The 15,800-nt window shown below is 68.2% G+C and carries 16 protein-coding genes; 15 read left to right on the forward strand and 1 reads right to left on the reverse strand.

All coding sequences use genetic code 11. From position 1 onward, the window contains the following. Positions 1-7: 7 nt before the first annotated feature. Positions 8-910, reverse strand: coding sequence for a PAC2 family protein (locus LF262_RS01235; protein WP_235778473.1), 903 nt, complete (start codon positions 908-910; stop codon positions 8-10). A gap of 58 nt (positions 911-968) precedes the next feature. Between LF262_RS01235 and LF262_RS01240 the strand changes: the two genes are divergently transcribed. The 15 genes from LF262_RS01240 (at position 969) to tatC (ending at position 15,779) form a co-directional block, all read left to right on the forward strand. Continuing rightward, positions 969-1,715, forward strand: coding sequence for an HAD family hydrolase (locus LF262_RS01240; RefSeq protein ID WP_235778474.1), 747 nt, complete (start codon positions 969-971; stop codon positions 1,713-1,715). After that, on the forward strand, positions 1,712-2,860 hold the full coding sequence (locus tag LF262_RS01245; RefSeq protein ID WP_235778475.1) for a site-2 protease family protein: 1,149 nt from the start codon (positions 1,712-1,714) through the stop codon (positions 2,858-2,860). The genes LF262_RS01240 and LF262_RS01245 overlap by 4 nt, the downstream gene beginning before the upstream one ends. 49 nt (positions 2,861-2,909) lie before the next feature. Continuing rightward, a complete protein-coding gene (locus LF262_RS01250; RefSeq protein ID WP_235778476.1) occupies positions 2,910-3,914 on the forward strand; it encodes a tRNA (adenine-N1)-methyltransferase in 1,005 nt (334 codons plus the stop codon). 174 nt (positions 3,915-4,088) lie between these two features. Beyond that, positions 4,089-5,840 (forward strand): proteasome ATPase, encoded by a 1,752-nt coding sequence (gene arc, locus LF262_RS01255; protein ID WP_235778477.1) that lies wholly within the window; start codon positions 4,089-4,091, stop codon positions 5,838-5,840. An 8-nt stretch (positions 5,841-5,848) separates the two neighbouring features. Beyond that, positions 5,849-7,492 carry a depupylase/deamidase Dop gene (gene dop / locus LF262_RS01260; RefSeq protein WP_235778478.1) on the forward strand — a complete coding sequence of 548 codons (1,644 nt, stop codon included), beginning with the start codon at positions 5,849-5,851 and terminating at the stop codon, positions 7,490-7,492. A gap of 126 nt (positions 7,493-7,618) precedes the next feature. Continuing rightward, positions 7,619-7,822 carry a ubiquitin-like protein Pup gene (locus LF262_RS01265; protein WP_235778479.1) on the forward strand — a complete coding sequence of 68 codons (204 nt, stop codon included), beginning with the start codon at positions 7,619-7,621 and terminating at the stop codon, positions 7,820-7,822. 7 nt (positions 7,823-7,829) lie between these two features. Next, entirely contained in the window at positions 7,830-8,639 is an 810-nt protein-coding gene (prcB, locus tag LF262_RS01270) for a proteasome subunit beta (protein WP_235778480.1), read from the forward strand. Position 8,640: 1 nt separating this feature from the next. Further along, complete coding sequence (gene prcA, locus LF262_RS01275; protein ID WP_235778481.1) at positions 8,641-9,348, forward strand: proteasome subunit alpha; 708 nt, start codon at positions 8,641-8,643, stop codon at positions 9,346-9,348. Between the two features lie 3 nt (positions 9,349-9,351). Next, complete coding sequence (gene pafA, locus LF262_RS01280) at positions 9,352-10,728, forward strand: Pup--protein ligase (RefSeq protein ID WP_235778482.1); 1,377 nt, start codon at positions 9,352-9,354, stop codon at positions 10,726-10,728. Positions 10,729-10,807: 79 nt separating this feature from the next. Then, positions 10,808-11,737 (forward strand): FKBP-type peptidyl-prolyl cis-trans isomerase, encoded by a 930-nt coding sequence (locus LF262_RS01285; RefSeq protein ID WP_235778483.1) that lies wholly within the window; start codon positions 10,808-10,810, stop codon positions 11,735-11,737. Between the two features lie 50 nt (positions 11,738-11,787). Then, positions 11,788-12,183 (forward strand): FKBP-type peptidyl-prolyl cis-trans isomerase, encoded by a 396-nt coding sequence (locus LF262_RS01290; RefSeq protein WP_235778484.1) that lies wholly within the window; start codon positions 11,788-11,790, stop codon positions 12,181-12,183. A gap of 92 nt (positions 12,184-12,275) precedes the next feature. Further along, positions 12,276-14,282, forward strand: coding sequence for a helix-turn-helix transcriptional regulator (locus LF262_RS01295; RefSeq protein WP_235778485.1), 2,007 nt, complete (start codon positions 12,276-12,278; stop codon positions 14,280-14,282). Positions 14,283-14,292: 10 nt separating this feature from the next. Further along, positions 14,293-14,634, forward strand: coding sequence for a hypothetical protein (locus LF262_RS01300; protein WP_235778486.1), 342 nt, complete (start codon positions 14,293-14,295; stop codon positions 14,632-14,634). 25 nt (positions 14,635-14,659) lie between these two features. Then, entirely contained in the window at positions 14,660-14,941 is a 282-nt protein-coding gene (gene tatA, locus LF262_RS01305) for a Sec-independent protein translocase subunit TatA (protein WP_235778487.1), read from the forward strand. A 43-nt stretch (positions 14,942-14,984) separates the two neighbouring features. Beyond that, positions 14,985-15,779 carry a twin-arginine translocase subunit TatC gene (tatC, locus tag LF262_RS01310; RefSeq protein ID WP_235778488.1) on the forward strand — a complete coding sequence of 265 codons (795 nt, stop codon included), beginning with the start codon at positions 14,985-14,987 and terminating at the stop codon, positions 15,777-15,779. Positions 15,780-15,800 lie beyond the last annotated feature (21 nt).

Genomic DNA, 15,800 nt, shown 5'->3' on the forward strand with positions numbered 1-15,800 from the left:
CCCGTCGCTAGTTCTCCCGTCCGGGGTTCTCCTTGCCCCGACGCTTGAGGTATCGCTCGAACTCCCGGGCGATCGACTCTCCGGTCGCCTCCGGGAGGTCAGCCGTGTCCTTCGCCTCCTCGAGCTGATGGATGTACGCCGCCACCTCGGGATCCTCCGTGGCGAGCTCGTTCACGCCGCGCTCCCACGCCTCAGCGTCCTCAGCGAGGTCGTTCGTGTCCAAGGGGATCTGCAGAAGCTCCTCGATGCGGTGTAGGATCGCCAGCTGCGCCTTCGGCGACGGAGCCTGGGCCACGTAGTGCGGCACGGCGGCCCACAGCGAGAGCGTCGGAGTCCCATGGTGGTCCGCCGCGTCCGCAAACACCCCGACGATGCCCGTGGGGCCCTCGTACTGGGAGGCCTCGAGGTTGAGCCGCTCGCGCAGTTCGTCGTTTTCGCTCGTGGCCGTCACCGGAATGGGCCGGGAGTGCGGCACGTCGGCCAGGAGCGCACCCATGACGACCAGGTAGTCGACCTCGAGATCGTCCACGAACTCGATGAGCTCGTCCGTGAAGGCGCGCCACCGGTAGGACGGCTCCGTGCCCTGGATGAACACGAGATCCACGGGGTGGCCCTCGATGCGCGCTGTGGAGACCTTGGTGGTGGGCCACTTGATCCGACGGCGACCGGAGCCGGTCTGGCGGACGGTGGGCCGGGTGAACTGGAAGTCGTAGAAATCGTCCGCGTCGATGGCTCCCGCGCGCTGCGCACCGAATGCTCGGCGCAGATACCGCAGTGCGTCGGTGGCCGCCTCGCCCGCATCGTTCCAGCCCTCGAACGCCGCGAGCATGACGGTGACCCTCTCACCCGCGGCAGGCGTCGGGAAGAGGCCGGGGTGGGGAGCAGGGGCGTCGGCGTCGAACTCGTTCATCGCTCCAGACTAACGCGCGCGCCCGTACGGGCCGGGCCGCCACCGTAGACTGGTGCATATGCGTCTCCCCACCGATGATCCCTCCGCGGACAGTGCCGCGGACGCCCCTGCACCGCTCCGCGCCGTCCTCTGGGATATGGACGGCACCCTCGTGGACACCGAGCCGTACTGGATCACCGCCGAGCGGGAGCTCGTCGAGCGTTTCGGTGGCCAGTGGGGTCACGAGCAGGCCATGCGCCTCGTGGGCCAGGCGCTCACCACCTCGGCCAGGCTCCTCCAGAATGGCGGCGTGGTCATGGGGGAGCGAGAGATCATCGACACCCTGACCGCACGCGTCATCGAGCAGCTCGGCGAGTCGGTGCCGTGGCGGCCGGGCGCGCGGGAGATGCTCGCGGCGCTCAGGGCCGAAGGCGTCCACTGCGCCCTCGTGACCATGTCCGAGGCGCCAATGGCGCGCCGCATCGTCGACCACCTTCCCGAGGACACCTTCGCCGCCGTGGTCACCGGTGACGCCGTCACTCGCGGCAAGCCTGATCCGGAGCCGTACGCGCGCGGGATCGAACTGCTCGCCGAGGGCCTGTCCGGGCTCGCCGTCTCCGAGTGCCTCGCGGTCGAGGACTCGACTCCGGGCGCCACCTCGGCCACCGCCGCCGGGCTCGCGACCGTCGTCGTTCCCAACGCGCTCGCCGTTCCCGTGGATCTCGGCGTCGAACACTGGCCCACGCTCGCCGGCCGGTCGCCGGGTGATCTCGCCTCCGCTCTGGACAGGGCGCTGGCTGCTGCCTCGGCGGGAGGCACTGCGTGAGCGGCAGTCACGAGGCTGCAAGCCGCCGCGAAGGGATCCCGCTCGGCAGGATCGCCGGGGTGCCCGTCATCCTGGCCTACTCGTGGTTCATCGTCGCCGCGTTCACGGTGATCGTGTACGGGCCAACGCTCCAAAATCGGCAGCCCCAGCTCGGCATTGCCGCCTACCTCATCGCACTTGCCTATGCGGTGCTCCTGCTGCTGTCAGTGCTCGTGCACGAGCTCGCCCATGCGCTCACCGCGCGGGCCTTCGGCTGGCCCAGCCAGAAGATCGTGCTCAATCTCTGGGGCGGCCATACGCAGTTCGAGGCGTTCACGGCCTCCCCCGGCCGCTCCGTCCTCGTCGCCCTGGCCGGCCCCGCGGCGAATTTCGTGCTTGCAGGCGCCGCCTGGTTCGTCGTCACGGGGGTCCACCTGATCGGGGCGGCGGACATCCTCGTGAACATCTTCATGTGGGCGAACTTCCTCATCGCGGTCTTTAACGTGCTCCCGGGACTGCCGCTCGACGGCGGTCGCATCGTCGAGAGCGCCGTGTGGAAGGCCACCGGCTCGCAGGAGAAGGGAACGATTGCTGCAGGCTGGACCGGACGGGCGATCGTGGTGGGCATCGTCCTGTTTGCCGTCGTCCTGCCGTGGGCCCAGGGCCAAGAGACTGACCTGGCCTTCACCATGGTCACGCTGCTCGTGGCCGTGTTCCTGTGGCAGGGCGCCTCGGCATCGATCCGGCACGCGGGCTTCCGGTCGCGCCTGCCAGAAGTCGTCGCCGGGCGTCTCGCTCGTCCGGCGGTTGGGATCGCGAACTACGCCACAGTCGACGAGGCGGTGCGGTCCGGCGCAGAGTCCGGAGTCGCCGTCGTGCTCTGCTCGCCGGACGGTAAGCCGCAGGGCGTTGTCGACCCCACCGCCATTGCGAGGGTTCCCGATGCCGCCCGCGGCACGACCCCGGTCACCGCAGTCGGCTACGCGCTAGCCCCGGGCGCGTATGTTCCAGACACGGCCGCAGGCCAAGAGCTCATCCAGTATCTCGCCCAGCTCCAGGGCACGGAGTACGCGGTCGTCGACTCGACAGGGCGCGTCGTCGGGCTCCTGAACCAGCGCGACGTCGTGGCCGTCATCTCCGGTCGGCCCGTCCGGCCCACACGCTAGCCCCCGATCCATCGCCTCCCCGCTCTGTGCGGGGCCCAGAGAGGACACCATGAGCTCGAGCACCCAGCGCACGACGACGGACGGACCCACGGGGGCAGCATCCCGCCGTGGCCCGTTCCGGGCCGGCGAGCGAGTGCAGCTGACCGACGAGCGCGGGCGCATGAACACGATCACCCTCGCCGAGGGCGGGGCGTTCCACACCCACAAGGGCTTCCTCAACCACTCCGAGATCATCGGGAAGCCGGACGGCTCCGTCGTCACGAACACCGCCGGGCACCAGTACCAGACGCTGCGCCCGCTCCTGTCGGACTTCGTCCTCTCGATGCCTCGCGGCGCCGCGGTAGTCTATCCGAAGGACGCCGGCCAGATCATCACGATGGCTGACATCTTCCCGGGCGCGCGGGTGGTCGAGGCAGGGGTGGGCTCGGGGGCCCTGTCCATCTCGCTCCTGCGTGCGGTGGGCGACAGCGGGTACCTCCACTCGTTCGAGCGGCGCCAGGAGTTCGCGGACATCGCCAGGGGCAACGTCGAGACGATCTTCGGCGGACCGCACCCCGCCTGGCGCATCTCGATCGGCGACTTCCAGGACGAGGTTGTCATAGCCGAGGAGCCAGGCAGCGTTGACCGTGTGGTCCTGGACATGCTCGCTCCGTGGGAGTGCCTCGACGCCGTTGCCACGGTTCTCGCTCCTGGCGGGGTGTGGATCAACTACGTGGCCACCGCAACACAGCTCTCGCGGACGGCGGAGGCGATCCGCGCCGACGAACGCTTCACCGAGCCTGATGCGTGGGAGTCCATGGTCCGGGGCTGGCACCTGGAGGGCCTCGCTGTGCGCCCCGAGCATCGGATGGTGGGCCACACCGGCTTCCTCCTTGTGACCCGCAGGCTCGCCGATGGCGTTGCGCCGCTTGTGCGCAAGAAGCGGAACAAGGCTGAGTTCAGTGAGGAGGACCTCAACGCCTGGACCCCGGAGGCGATGGGGGAGCGGACCGTCTCGGACCGCAAACTCCGCCGTGCCGCCCGCGACGCACGGGCCGGAGGGGACGACTCCTGACTCCTGCAGTCCACCACGCGGAAACCCAGATGTAACTCTTAGGTTTCCAAGCGTGGTCAGTGGGGTACCTCGGGTCCATGCCGCGCTAGTGTCGTTTCATGAGGGGCGTCGGGCCGTCGGGCCCTTCGCCCGGCGGCCCGAAGGGCGGCACGGAACGAAGAGGACGTGGTTGCGATGGTGGAGAACGGACAGTCAGGCAACGGCCCCGAGGCCGTGCCTTCCAACGCCCATACTGAACAGCTGAGCATCGCCGAGCGGCAGATCAACGTGCTTCGGGACAAGCTCCGCGCCGTTGACCGCCAACTCGCGGCCGCAACGGGCAACAACACCCGCATGACCGAGATGCTCAAGACGGCCAAGGCCGAGATCGTCCGGCTCAAGTCGGCCCTCGAGCATGAGGGCCAGCCCCCGTACTCCTTCGGCAGCATTGTGCATCTCAACCGCCGGCGTCCTGCGGGCGGGGCATCGACCGCCGTGACGGACGAGAGCGTTGACGTCGTGACGAGCGGACGGAAGATGCGCGTGGGCCTGAGCCCCCTGGTGAACCTGAGCGAGCTCGCTGTGGGTCAGGAGGTCCTGCTCAACGAGGCCTTCGAGGTCGTGGCCGGCCTCGGCTACGAGCGCTCCGGAGAGCTCGTTACCGTCAAGGAGCTGCTGGGCAACGACCGGATCCTCGTGATTGGCCGCGGCGACGAGGAACGGGTCCTGCGCCTGTCCGGCCCGCTCCAGCTCGTGCACCTCCGGGTCGGCGACGCCGTCTCGGTGGACAACCGGACCGGGTACGCGCTCGAGAAGGTCCCTCGCTCCGAGGTCGAGAACCTCGTCCTCGAGGAAGTGCCGGATATCAGCTACTCGGACATCGGCGGCCTCGCCTCGCAGATCGAGCAGATCCGCGACGCCGTGGAGCTGCCGTTCCTGCACCCGGACCTGTACCGCGAGCACGGTCTCAAGGCGCCCAAGGGCATCCTGCTCTACGGCCCTCCCGGATGCGGCAAGACGCTCATCGCGAAGGCCGTGGCGAACTCGCTCGCGAGCCGCGCCATGGAACGGGCCGGTGGCGCGGACATCAAGAGCTACTTCCTGAACATCAAGGGACCCGAGCTGCTCGACAAGTACGTGGGCGAGACCGAGCGGCACATCCGCCTCATCTTCGCCAGGGCGCGAGAGAAGGCATCGGACGGCAGCCCAGTGGTCGTGTTCTTCGATGAGATGGACTCGCTGTTCCGTACGCGCGGCACCGGCGTCTCCTCCGATGTCGAGACCACGATCGTGCCGCAGCTGCTGAGTGAGATCGACGGCGTCGAGCGGCTGGACAACGTGATCGTCATTGGCGCGTCGAACCGCGAGGACATGATCGATCCCGCGATCCTGCGCCCGGGACGCCTCGATGTGAAGATTAAGATCCACCGCCCGGACGCCGAGGCAGCGGCCGACATCTTCTCGAAGTACCTCACCGATGACCTCCCCATCCATGCCTCCGACCTCGCCGAACACGGAGGTGACACCAAGGCGACGGTTGCGATGATGATCCAGCGCACGGTCGAGGCGATGTATGCGACCGAGAAGTCCACCGAGTACCTCGAGGTCACCTATGCCAACGGCGACTCCGAGATCCTGTACTTCAAGGACTTCAACTCGGGTGCAGTGATCCAGAACGTCGTTGACCGGGCCAAGAAGGCGGCGATCAAGGAACTGCTCACCACCGGCTCGAAGGGCCTGCGCATGGATCACCTCCTGCGTGCGGTGGCAGAGGAGTTCCGCGAGCACGAGGATATGCCGAACACGACGAACCCGGATGACTGGGCTCGCATCTCCGGCAAGAAGGGCGAGCGGATCACCTACATCCGCACGATAGTGCAGGGCAAGGGCGGCGCCGAACCCGGACGCACGATCGAGACGACCCCGAGCACCGGACAGTACCTGTAGGGGGAGCCATGAGCAGCGACGTGAGCCCCGGCCTCGCGGTCGGGGGAGCCCAGCGCGTCATGGGCTCCGAGACGGAGTTCGGAGTCCACGCGCCGAAATCACCGGGCGCCAATGCCACCTACCTGTCGTCGCAGGTCATCGCAGCCTACGCGCGCCTCACCCGGTCAACGCGTCCCGCGGACGCCGGGACAAGCTGGGACTACACGGACGAGACGCCCCTGCGCGACGCGCGCGGCTGGTCTGTGTCCAGAGGGCGTGCGCACCCGGACCAGCTCACCGACGTCGAGCCCGTCCTCACTGCCGAGGCGGTGGCACTCGCCCACGGGCCGGCCGAGATCGAGCTCGACGGAGACCAGGAGCCGGCGCTCATGAACCTCGTGCTCGGGAACGGCGCGCGGCTCTACGTGGATCACGCACATCCTGAGTACTCGAGCCCCGAGGTAACCAATCCCCACGATGCCCTCGTGTGGGACTCGGCGGGCGATGCCGTGGCGTTGGCCACCGTGCGCTTCCTTGCCGAGGACCCCACCAGGGAGCCGATCAACCTCTACAAGAACAATACGGACGGGAAGGGCGCCTCCTACGGCTCCCACGAGAACTATCTCGTGCCCCGTTCCGTGCCGTTCTCGGACCTCGTCTCCGGGCTCACGCCGTTCTTCGTCTCGCGGCAGCTGCTGTGCGGCTCAGGCCGCGTGGGGCTCGGCCAGGACGGCTCGGGCCCCGGTTATCAGATCAGCCAGCGTGCCGACTACTTCGAGGCCGAGGTCGGCCTCGAGACGACCATGCGGCGTCCCATCATCAACACCCGCGACGAGCCGCATGCGGTCGCGGACAAGTACCGCAGGCTCCACGTGATCGTGGGAGACGCCAACGCCAGCCAGGTCCCGAACTACCTCAAATTCGGCACCACGGCCCTTGTCCTCAGCCTCATCGAAGCGGGCAGGGCCCCTGAGGTAGAGGTCCACGAGCCGGTCACGGCAATGCACCGTCTGAGCCACGACACCGACCTGGTGGAGAAGGTCCGGCTGCTCGACGGCAGATATGTGACCGGCCTCGAACTCCAGTGGATGTACTTCGAGGCCGCGGCCAAGCTCGCCGCTGACTCCGGAGTCGCCTCCGCCGAAGGCGGCGACGGGCACACCGCCGAGGTGCTGCAGCGCTGGGAGAAGGCGCTCAACGATCTCGGGAGCGACCGGGACGCAGCCGCCGGGTACGTCGAGTGGCTCGCAAAGCTCCGCGTCCTCGACGGCTATCGCACACGGGACGGCCTCGCGTGGGGCGACGCGCGGCTGGGGCTCGTCGACATCCAGTGGTCCGACGTGCGCCCCGAGCGGGGAATCGCCCTGCGGCTCGCCGCCCGCGGCGCACTCGAGACGCTGGTGGACCGCGGAACGGTGGCCGCCGCCGTCGCGGAACCTCCCGCCGACACCAGGGCATGGTTTCGGGGCACGAGTATCAAGCGCTTCCCCGGGAGCGTGGTGAGCGCGAGCTGGGACTCCGTGGTCTTCGCGCCGCCGGGGAGCTACCGCCTCCAGCGTGTGCCGACCCGGGAGCCACTGCGCGGCACGAAGCCCCTCACACAGGCCCTTTTCGACGAGCACGCGCACATCGAGGATTTCCTTGCAGCCCTCCTCGGAGAGCGGCGGACCTAGCGGTGCCCGCGCACGCCGGAACGTGCTCGTGGCGCTGGGTGACACGGGCCCGAAAGGTGACAGTATAGGGATCAGAGGACCTAGCAGAACCGGCGCCAACCAAGCGCCCGACGCAAGGAGGCGGCCATGGCCGGTCAGGAGCAGAAGAGCACAGACGCCCGGGGCGAGGAAGAGGCGGTCGACGTCCCCACGCCAGCTGCAGCCCCCGGAGGCGCCCAGGACACCGCGAACACCCAAGGCGTGGACGATCTGCTCGACGAGATCGACAACGTCCTGGAAACCAATGCCGAGGAGTTCGTGCGAGGTTTTGTCCAGAAGGGTGGACAGTAGGCCCCATATGAACGACTTCCTCGCCGAGCGCGTCGTCTCCGCCGCCACCTCATCCTTCACTGAGCATCTGGCAGCGACCCGGCCAGACCTCCTTCCCTTCCACGGGAGCCTGCCGGCCGACGCCTCGGCGATAGCCCCCCATGCGACGACCATCGTGGCGCTCTCTTTCGCAGGCGGGGTACTCATGGCTGGGGACCGGCGCGCGACCATGGGCAACATGATCGCGAGCCGGCACATCGAGAAGGTCTTCCCGGCGGACAGGTTCTCCGTCCTTGGAATTGCTGGAACGGCGGGGATCGCGATCGACATCGCCCGGCTCTTCCAGGTCGAGCTCGAACACTACGAGAAGATCGAAGGCACCCTCCTGAGCCTCGAAGGCAAGGCGACGCGGCTCGGCGCCATGGTCCGCGGGAATCTGCCACTGGCACTCCAAGGGCTCGCTGCCGTTCCGCTGTTCGCCGGCTTCGACCTCGAGACGGGGCTGGGGCGGCTCTTCTCCTATGACGTCACCGGCGGCCGGTACGAGGAACTCGAGCACCACTCGGTCGGCTCTGGATCGGTGTTCGCCAGAGGGGCGCTCAAGAAGCTCTGGCGCCCCGGGCTCACCGAGGAAGACGCTGTCCGGGTCGCCGTCGAGGCGCTGTACGACGCGGCGGACGACGACTCCGCGACCGGAGGTCCGGACCCTGTCCGGCAGCTGTGGCCGGTCGTTTACACCGTCTCTCGCCTGGGTGGCCGCAGGGTCGCCGAACGGGAGCTCGCGACGATCGCGGCAGCCATCGTGGCCGAGCGCAGCATCGCCGGACGTGAGGCCTGAGATGACCCAGCAGTTCTACGTCTCGCCCGAGCAGCTCATGAAGGACCGGGCGGATTTCGCCCGGAAGGGAATCGCGCGCGGCCGGTCAGTCGTGGTCCTGAGCTGCCGCGACGGCATCGCGCTCGTGGCCGAGAACCCGTCGCCCTCCCTGCACAAGATCGGCGAGATCTACGACAAGATCGCGTTCGCCGCAGTGGGCAAGTACAACGAGTTCGAGAGCCTGCGCCAAGCTGGCGTGCGCTACGCCGATGTCCGGGGATACTCCTACGACCGCGAGGACGTGACGGGCCGCGGTCTCGCGAGCGTGTACGCGCAGAGCCTCGGCGCTGTTTTCACGGCAGAACAGAAGCCCTTCGAGGTGGAGCTCACGGTCGCCGAGGTGGGGAGCGATGTCGACCACGACCACCTCTTCCGGCTCACCTTCGACGGCTCGATCGCCGACGAGCGGCGGTTCGTGGTCATGGGCGGCGCAGCGGACCGTGTCGCTGAGACCGTGGTCAACGGCTGGACCTCCGAGGCATCCTTCGACGAGGCCATCCGGCTCGCCGCGGGTGCCCTCCACGAGGACCGCACCGAGGCGATCACCCTTGAGGTGGCCGTTCTGGACCGCAATTCGGAGACGACCCGGGGGACACGGCGGGCGTTCCGCAGAATCGCCCCGGACGAGCTCGGGAGTGCTCTCGACGGCCCGGCCGAGCGGGCGGGCTGAGAAGTGGACCGCCGCATCTACGGGGTGGAGACTGAATTCGGGATCGCGTACTCGAGTCCCCAGGGGCGGCCGCTCGCGCCCGAGGAGGTCGCCAGGTACCTCTTCCGCAAGGTCGTGAGCTGGGGCCGGTCCTCAAACGTCTTCCTGGCCAACGGCTCGCGGCTCTATCTGGACGTCGGATCGCACCCCGAGTACGCCACAGCAGAGTGCGACGACGTCTCGCAGCTCATCGCGCACGACCGCGCGGGGGAGCGCATCCTCGTGGACCTCATTGGCGAGGCCGAGCGCCGGCTCGCCGAGGAGGGGTTCGACGGCCACGTGTACCTCTTCAAGAACAACACTGACACGGCGGGCAACTCGTACGGCAGCCACGAGAACTACCTCATTCCGCGGCGCACCGAATTCTCCCGCCTCGCCGAAGTCCTCATCCCTTTCCTCGTCACGCGGCAGATGCTGTGCGGCGCGGGGAAGGTCCTGCGCACCGCGCAAGGCCCTGTCTATGCCTTCTCCCAGCGTGCGGACCATATCTGGGAGGGGCTCTCATCCGCGACGACGCGGTCCCGTCCCATCATCAACACCCGCGACGAGCCGCACGCCGACGCGGAGCACTACCGGCGACTGCACGTGATCGTGGGCGACTCGACCATGTCCGAGACCACCACCATGATGAAGCTCGGGACCGTGGACCTCATCCTGCGCATGATCGAGGCGGGCACGATCATGCGTGACGCCCGCATGGAGAACCCGATCCGGAGCATCCGCGAGATCTCCCACGACCTCACCGGCAAGGCACCGGTGCGGCTCGCCAACGGCCAGCAGTCGAGCGCCCTCGCGCTGCAGCAGATGTATCTCGAGAAGGCCAAGGAGTTCGTGGCCGCGAACGGGGCCCACACGCCCCACGTGGAGCGCGTCCTGGACCTGTGGGAGCGCACCCTCGTGGCCGTCGAGTCCCAGGACACACGCACGATTGACACGGAGGTCGACTGGGCTATCAAGAAGAAGCTCATTGACCGGTACTGCGAGAGCCACGGGGTGGACCTTGATTCTTCCCGTGTCGCACAGCTCGACCTGACCTATCACGACATCAGCCCGGAGCGGGGTCTGTTCTTCCTGCTTCAGCGGCGTGGTGCTGCGGCACGCGTGGTTGACGAGGCGGCGATCGCCAACGCCGTCGTGAACCCACCCCAGAGCACCAGGGCGCGCTTGCGCGGGCGATTCGTCAAGGCAGCCCAGGCCGCGGGGGTGGACTACACCGTCGACTGGGTACACCTCAAGCTCAACGACCGCGCCCACCACACCATCCTGTGCAAGGACCCGTTCGCCAATGAGGACCCGCGGGTGGATGAGCTACTCGACACCCTCAGGCCCTTCACAGGCTGACCCGCTAGGCTTGGGGGCGGCCTTATGGCCTGTTCGCCGCCACGCACCCGTGGCGGGATTCCCCACAGGAAGTTGTCCAGTGCGCCGACTCATCGCCCTGCTGCTGCCGCTTGCCCTGTTCGTGGCGGGCTGCGCAAGCTCCCCTTCGTCGTCCAGTCCAACGCCCTCCAACGCAGGCCAGGTAGCCGCGCTCGACCAGCTCAAGGTCACTCCGGGGGACAAGGCCCCAGCCGTTGACTTCCCGAAGCCGCTCTCGGTCAAGGACGAGACCATCAAGATGGTCGAGCCTGGGTCCGGCGATCAGGTGAAGGCGGGCCAGACGGTCGAGATCGGCTACGTGGCGCTCAACGGCGCGGACGGTTCCGTACTCGAGGACACGTTCAGCAAGGGGACCTCCGAGAAGGTCGAGCTCTCCGATGAGCTCAAGCAGGGGAGCGCCGCCGTCTACAACGGCTTCGTCGGCGCAAAGGTCGGCTCCTACCTCGCCTACGCGACACCGGCGCAGGGGACAGGCAAGAGCTCGGAGGCCGCGGCGTCGACCCTCCTGGTCATCAAGGTCCTCTCGACGAAGGACACTCCGAGCCCTCTGGCCAAGCCCGAGGGTGACGCCGTGACGAATCTCCCGGCGGGCCTGCCCAAGGTCACGGTGGACGACAAGGGGGTCCCCCAGATCGATGTCAAGGGAGCCGACAAGCCCAAGGACGTCGTTGCCCAGGACCTCATCACGGGCCACGGTGACAAGGTCAAGGAGGCCGACACCATTGTCGCCAACTACGTCGGCGTGAACCTTTCCGACGGCACCAAGTTCGACTCGAGCTTCGACCGCGGTCAGCCAGCCACCTTCAGCCTCCAGGGGGTCATCCCCGGTTGGACCAAGGGCCTTGCGGGCAAGACGGTCGGCTCCCGCGTGCTCCTCGTCATTCCTGCCGCGCAGGCCTACGGCGACCAGGGTCAGGGCAAGGCCAAGGGCGATCTCGTGTTCGTCGTCGACATCCTGGGTATCAAGTAGCCGCCGCGCGTCACGCAGCCCGTATCCACCTTCGATCAAGAGGAGGCACCATGTCCTTCGGACAGCGCCAGTACGACCGCCAGAAGCCCGAGATCGACTTCCCCGAAGGCGAGACCCCCACGGAGCTGAAGATCGTCGACCTCATCGAGGGCGACGGCCGCGAGGTCGTCGCGGGCGACACGGTCTCGGCCCACTACGTCGGCGTCGCATGGTCCACGGGTGAGGAGTTCGACGCCTCCTGGAACCGCGGCGCGCCGCTCGACTTCCGTGTCGGCGTCGGTCAGGTCATCGAGGGCTGGGACCAGGGCCTGCTCGGCATGAAGGTCGGCGGCCGCCGCCGGCTCGAGATCCCTTCCGACCTCGCATACGGCTCGCGCGGCGCCGGCGGGGCGATCAAGCCCAACGAAGCGCTCATCTTCGTCGTCGACCTCGTCGGGGTCCGCTGAGGCTGAATCCAGGCGACCACACAGTGGCGGGCGGGCGGCCCAGGGCTGCCCGCTCGCCATCCTTCCCCCACGTGACGGGATAGTCTGCAACTGTGTCCGAAGCCAACACCTCGCGCCTGCTGAACCTGCTCATCGCCCTTCTGCACACTGAGCTGGGGATCTCCCGCGAGCGGATCCTGAGGGACATCTACGGCTTTGAGGACGCGCACGACGGCGCGAGGGCGGCTCAGTCGTCGAGGGAAACCGACAGGGAGCGGGTCCTCAGGAAGTTCGAGCGGGACAAGGCGACGCTCCGCGCGATGGGCGCCGACATCCGGGAGCGCGAGGGCTACGCACGCGAGAGCGACGAGGACACGACATCGCTGTACCGGATCGACCCTCAGGGCTTCAGGCTCCCGCCACAAGCCTTCACAGCGGAGGAGTCCGCCTGGCTGGCCCTCGCCGCGCTCGTCTGCGAGGGTGCTGTGGCCGGCGCGGAGGCCCAGCGTGCCCTGAGGCGGCTCGAGGCGGCCGGGGCGCTCCCGGAGACCCCGCCCTCCCAGGTCCAGCCCCGCCTGCGGCTCGACGAGCCCCACTGGGACGTGCTGACCGAGGCTGCTCACCGCGGTTCAGTTGTCGAGTTCGAGTACTTCGCCGCGAGCACGCGGGAACGCACAAGGCGCCGACTCCAACCGTGGGGCCTCGGACAGCGCTACGGGCAGTGGTACGTCGCGGGGCACGACCTCGACCGGGACGCGACCCGTGTCTTCCGGCTCTCGCGGATCCGCGGGACGGTGGCCGTCGGCGAGCCGGATGCGTTCCCTCCGCCTGAGCCGGGTGCTCTGGGCAGGGCGCTCGCCGGGCTCGACGAGCTGCCGGATCGGAGCGCGCGCCTGCGCATCGCCGAGGACCGCGCGCTTGACCTGCGCCGAGAATGGACGCTCGACGTCCGCGGCCCCGACGGCTGGGACACCGGCACCTACACGTTCCGCGACGTCTCGGTCGCGGCGGAGCGTATCGCAGGCTTTGGAGATGCCGTGATCGTCGAGGAGCCCGCCGACCTCGCGGCCGCGGTAGCCGCACGGTTCACGGGTGCACTCGAAGCCCTCGGCACCCCGGGTGCACCGGAAGCGCCTGGCGCGAAGGCATCGCGGAAGATCACGACTGGCAAGGAGAGGCTCGAACGGCTCACGGATTTGGTCCCGTACCTGCTCCCCGGTCCCGTGGCGATTGAGGAGGTCGCGGACCGGTTCGGGCTCACCGTGCGGCAGGTGCGCAGCGAGCTGGAGCTTCTCCAAGAAGCGGGACCCATCGATTCGGGCGGCTTCCAGAGCTACATCGAGATCATCCTCGATGACGGCATTGTCTCCATTGCGAACGCGGACGAGCTCTCCCGTCCCCGCCGACTCACGCCCGCCGAGGCGGTCACGCTCCAGCTTGGGCTACAGGCACTCGCCCCGCTCGTGCCCGCGCAGCAGCGCCCAGCACTGGGCGAGCTCTCGGCGAAGGTCGCCGCAGCAGCCATCGAGGGGCTCCGCGGTCTGCCCGAGATCGATGTCGCGAACGAGCCGAGCCGGAACGCCGGCCTCGTGCCCCTGCTGGCAGAGGCCGCACGGGAGGGGCGCACCGTCAGGCTCGTCTACCTCAACCCGACCAAGGACGAGCGGACCGAGCGCCACATCAACCCGATCTCCGTCGCAGCGGACGGAAACAGGTGGTACGTCAACAGCTACTGTCACCGAGCCGGCGAGCGGCGCGTCTTCCGCATCGACCGGATCGAATCTGTGGAGCCCGCCCCACCGCTGCCGCTCCCCGAGGGGTTCGACGCCGGCGAGGATGCCCTCTTCATGCACGGGGCCGGCGACCTCGAGGCGACGGTGCGTCTAGCCCCCGAGGCACTCTGGGCCGAGACGAGCTTCGACGCCCATGACGGGCGCGACCTCGCCGACGGCAGCCGCCGGACGATCCTTCGCATCTCCGACCCGGCATGGCTCCCGTCCTTCCTCGCCCAGTTCGGTGGCGGCGTGGCCCTCGAGTCGCCCGCAGCGGCCGTCGAGGCAAGCCGCGCATGGCTCCAGCGGGCCCTCGCACCGTACGCGCCCCGCCCGGCGACCAGATAGGCTGGCCTCCGTGCCGTGGTGGTCATGGATCCTCATCTGGGTGGCGCTTGGCGCGTGCGCCCTTCTCACGCTCGTGCTCGGCGGAATCTACCTATTCCGCAAGGGTCTCACCGCTATGCGTGCGGCGGGGGAGGCCCTCGAACAGGTCGCGGACCGGCGACCGGCGGTTCCTGTTCCCTCAGCACCTGCTGGCCCGGTTCCCGGAAGCGCCGTATTCGCCGATCCGGAGCAGATGCGCCGTGAGTACGACGAAGGCCGTGAGCAGCGCCGTGTGGCGCGGAGGGACCGCCGTGTGGCCCGGCGCAGGGCGAGGGGGCAGATGCAGTCCCTCACCGACCTCGGACTCAACTAGACTCTAAGCAACGAAAGGATTCCTCGTGGGACGACTCTTCGATGGCCCTTGGCCCATCGTCATCATCATCATCGTTGCGCTGCTCCTGTTTGCCGCGCCGAAGCTTCCGGCCATGGCCCGCGCCCTCGGCCAGTCGATGCGCATCCTCAAGTCGGAGGTCAAGGAGATGAAGAACGACGGCAAGGACTCGTCCTCGTCCTCGAAGTCATCCGGCTCGGACGGCGAGCAGCCCGTCGAGGGCAAGGTCATCCCGCCGAAGAGCGCCGGCCAGCCCGACGGAAACGCCGGTCCTTCCTCGCGCGCCTGAGGTGGCCGTCGGCAAGGGGGGGAAGGCCAACCCCGAGGGGCGCATGCCCCTGCTGGAACACCTGCGGGAACTGAAGAACCGGCTCATCAAGGCGGCCATCGGCGTGGCCCTCGGTGCCGTAGGAGGCTGGTTCCTCTATGACCCATTCCTGAAGGAACTCGAGCAGCCCGTCGAGAACATCTCGCACATGACTGGCGGGGCCTCCTCGATCAACTTCTCCACCATTGCCTCGCCCTTCGACTTCAAGCTCCAACTGGCGATCCAGATCGGCCTCGTCATCGCGAGCCCTGTCTGGATCTACCAGATCTGGGCCTTCATCATGCCCGGGCTGACGGCGAAGGAAAGGCGGTACACGCTCGGCTTCATGGTCGCCGCAGTGCCGTTGTTCCTCGCCGGGGTCTGGGTCGGCTGGCTCGTCACCCCACAGGTGGTCAGGGCACTGACCCAGTTCACGCCCTCCGGCTTCTCGAACATCATCGATGGACGCGAGTACGTGGACTTCGTCACGCACATGTTCCTGTTCCTCGGCATCGCCTTCCTCGTCCCGGTGATCCTTGTCGCCGTCAACATGGCAGGCGTGCTGGCGGGGAGGACGATCCTCAAGGCCTGGCGCATCACGGTGTTCCTCGTGTTCGTCCTCGCCGCCATCGCGGCTCCAGGCGCGGACGCAATCTCAATGTTCATGCTCGCCATCCCGCTCCTCGCCCTCTTCTTCGTCGCCATCGGCATCTGCCTGCTCAATGACCGGAGGCGCGCGAGGCGGACGGCGAAATTCGCCGCCGAGACCGACGCCAGCGCCGACACCCCAACCTCGAGAGCCGACCTCGAGGACCTCTGACCTCGAGGCTCAGGGACTAGG

This window comes from Sinomonas notoginsengisoli, assembly GCF_021554725.1.
Taxonomy (GTDB): domain Bacteria; phylum Actinomycetota; class Actinomycetes; order Actinomycetales; family Micrococcaceae; genus Sinomonas; species Sinomonas notoginsengisoli.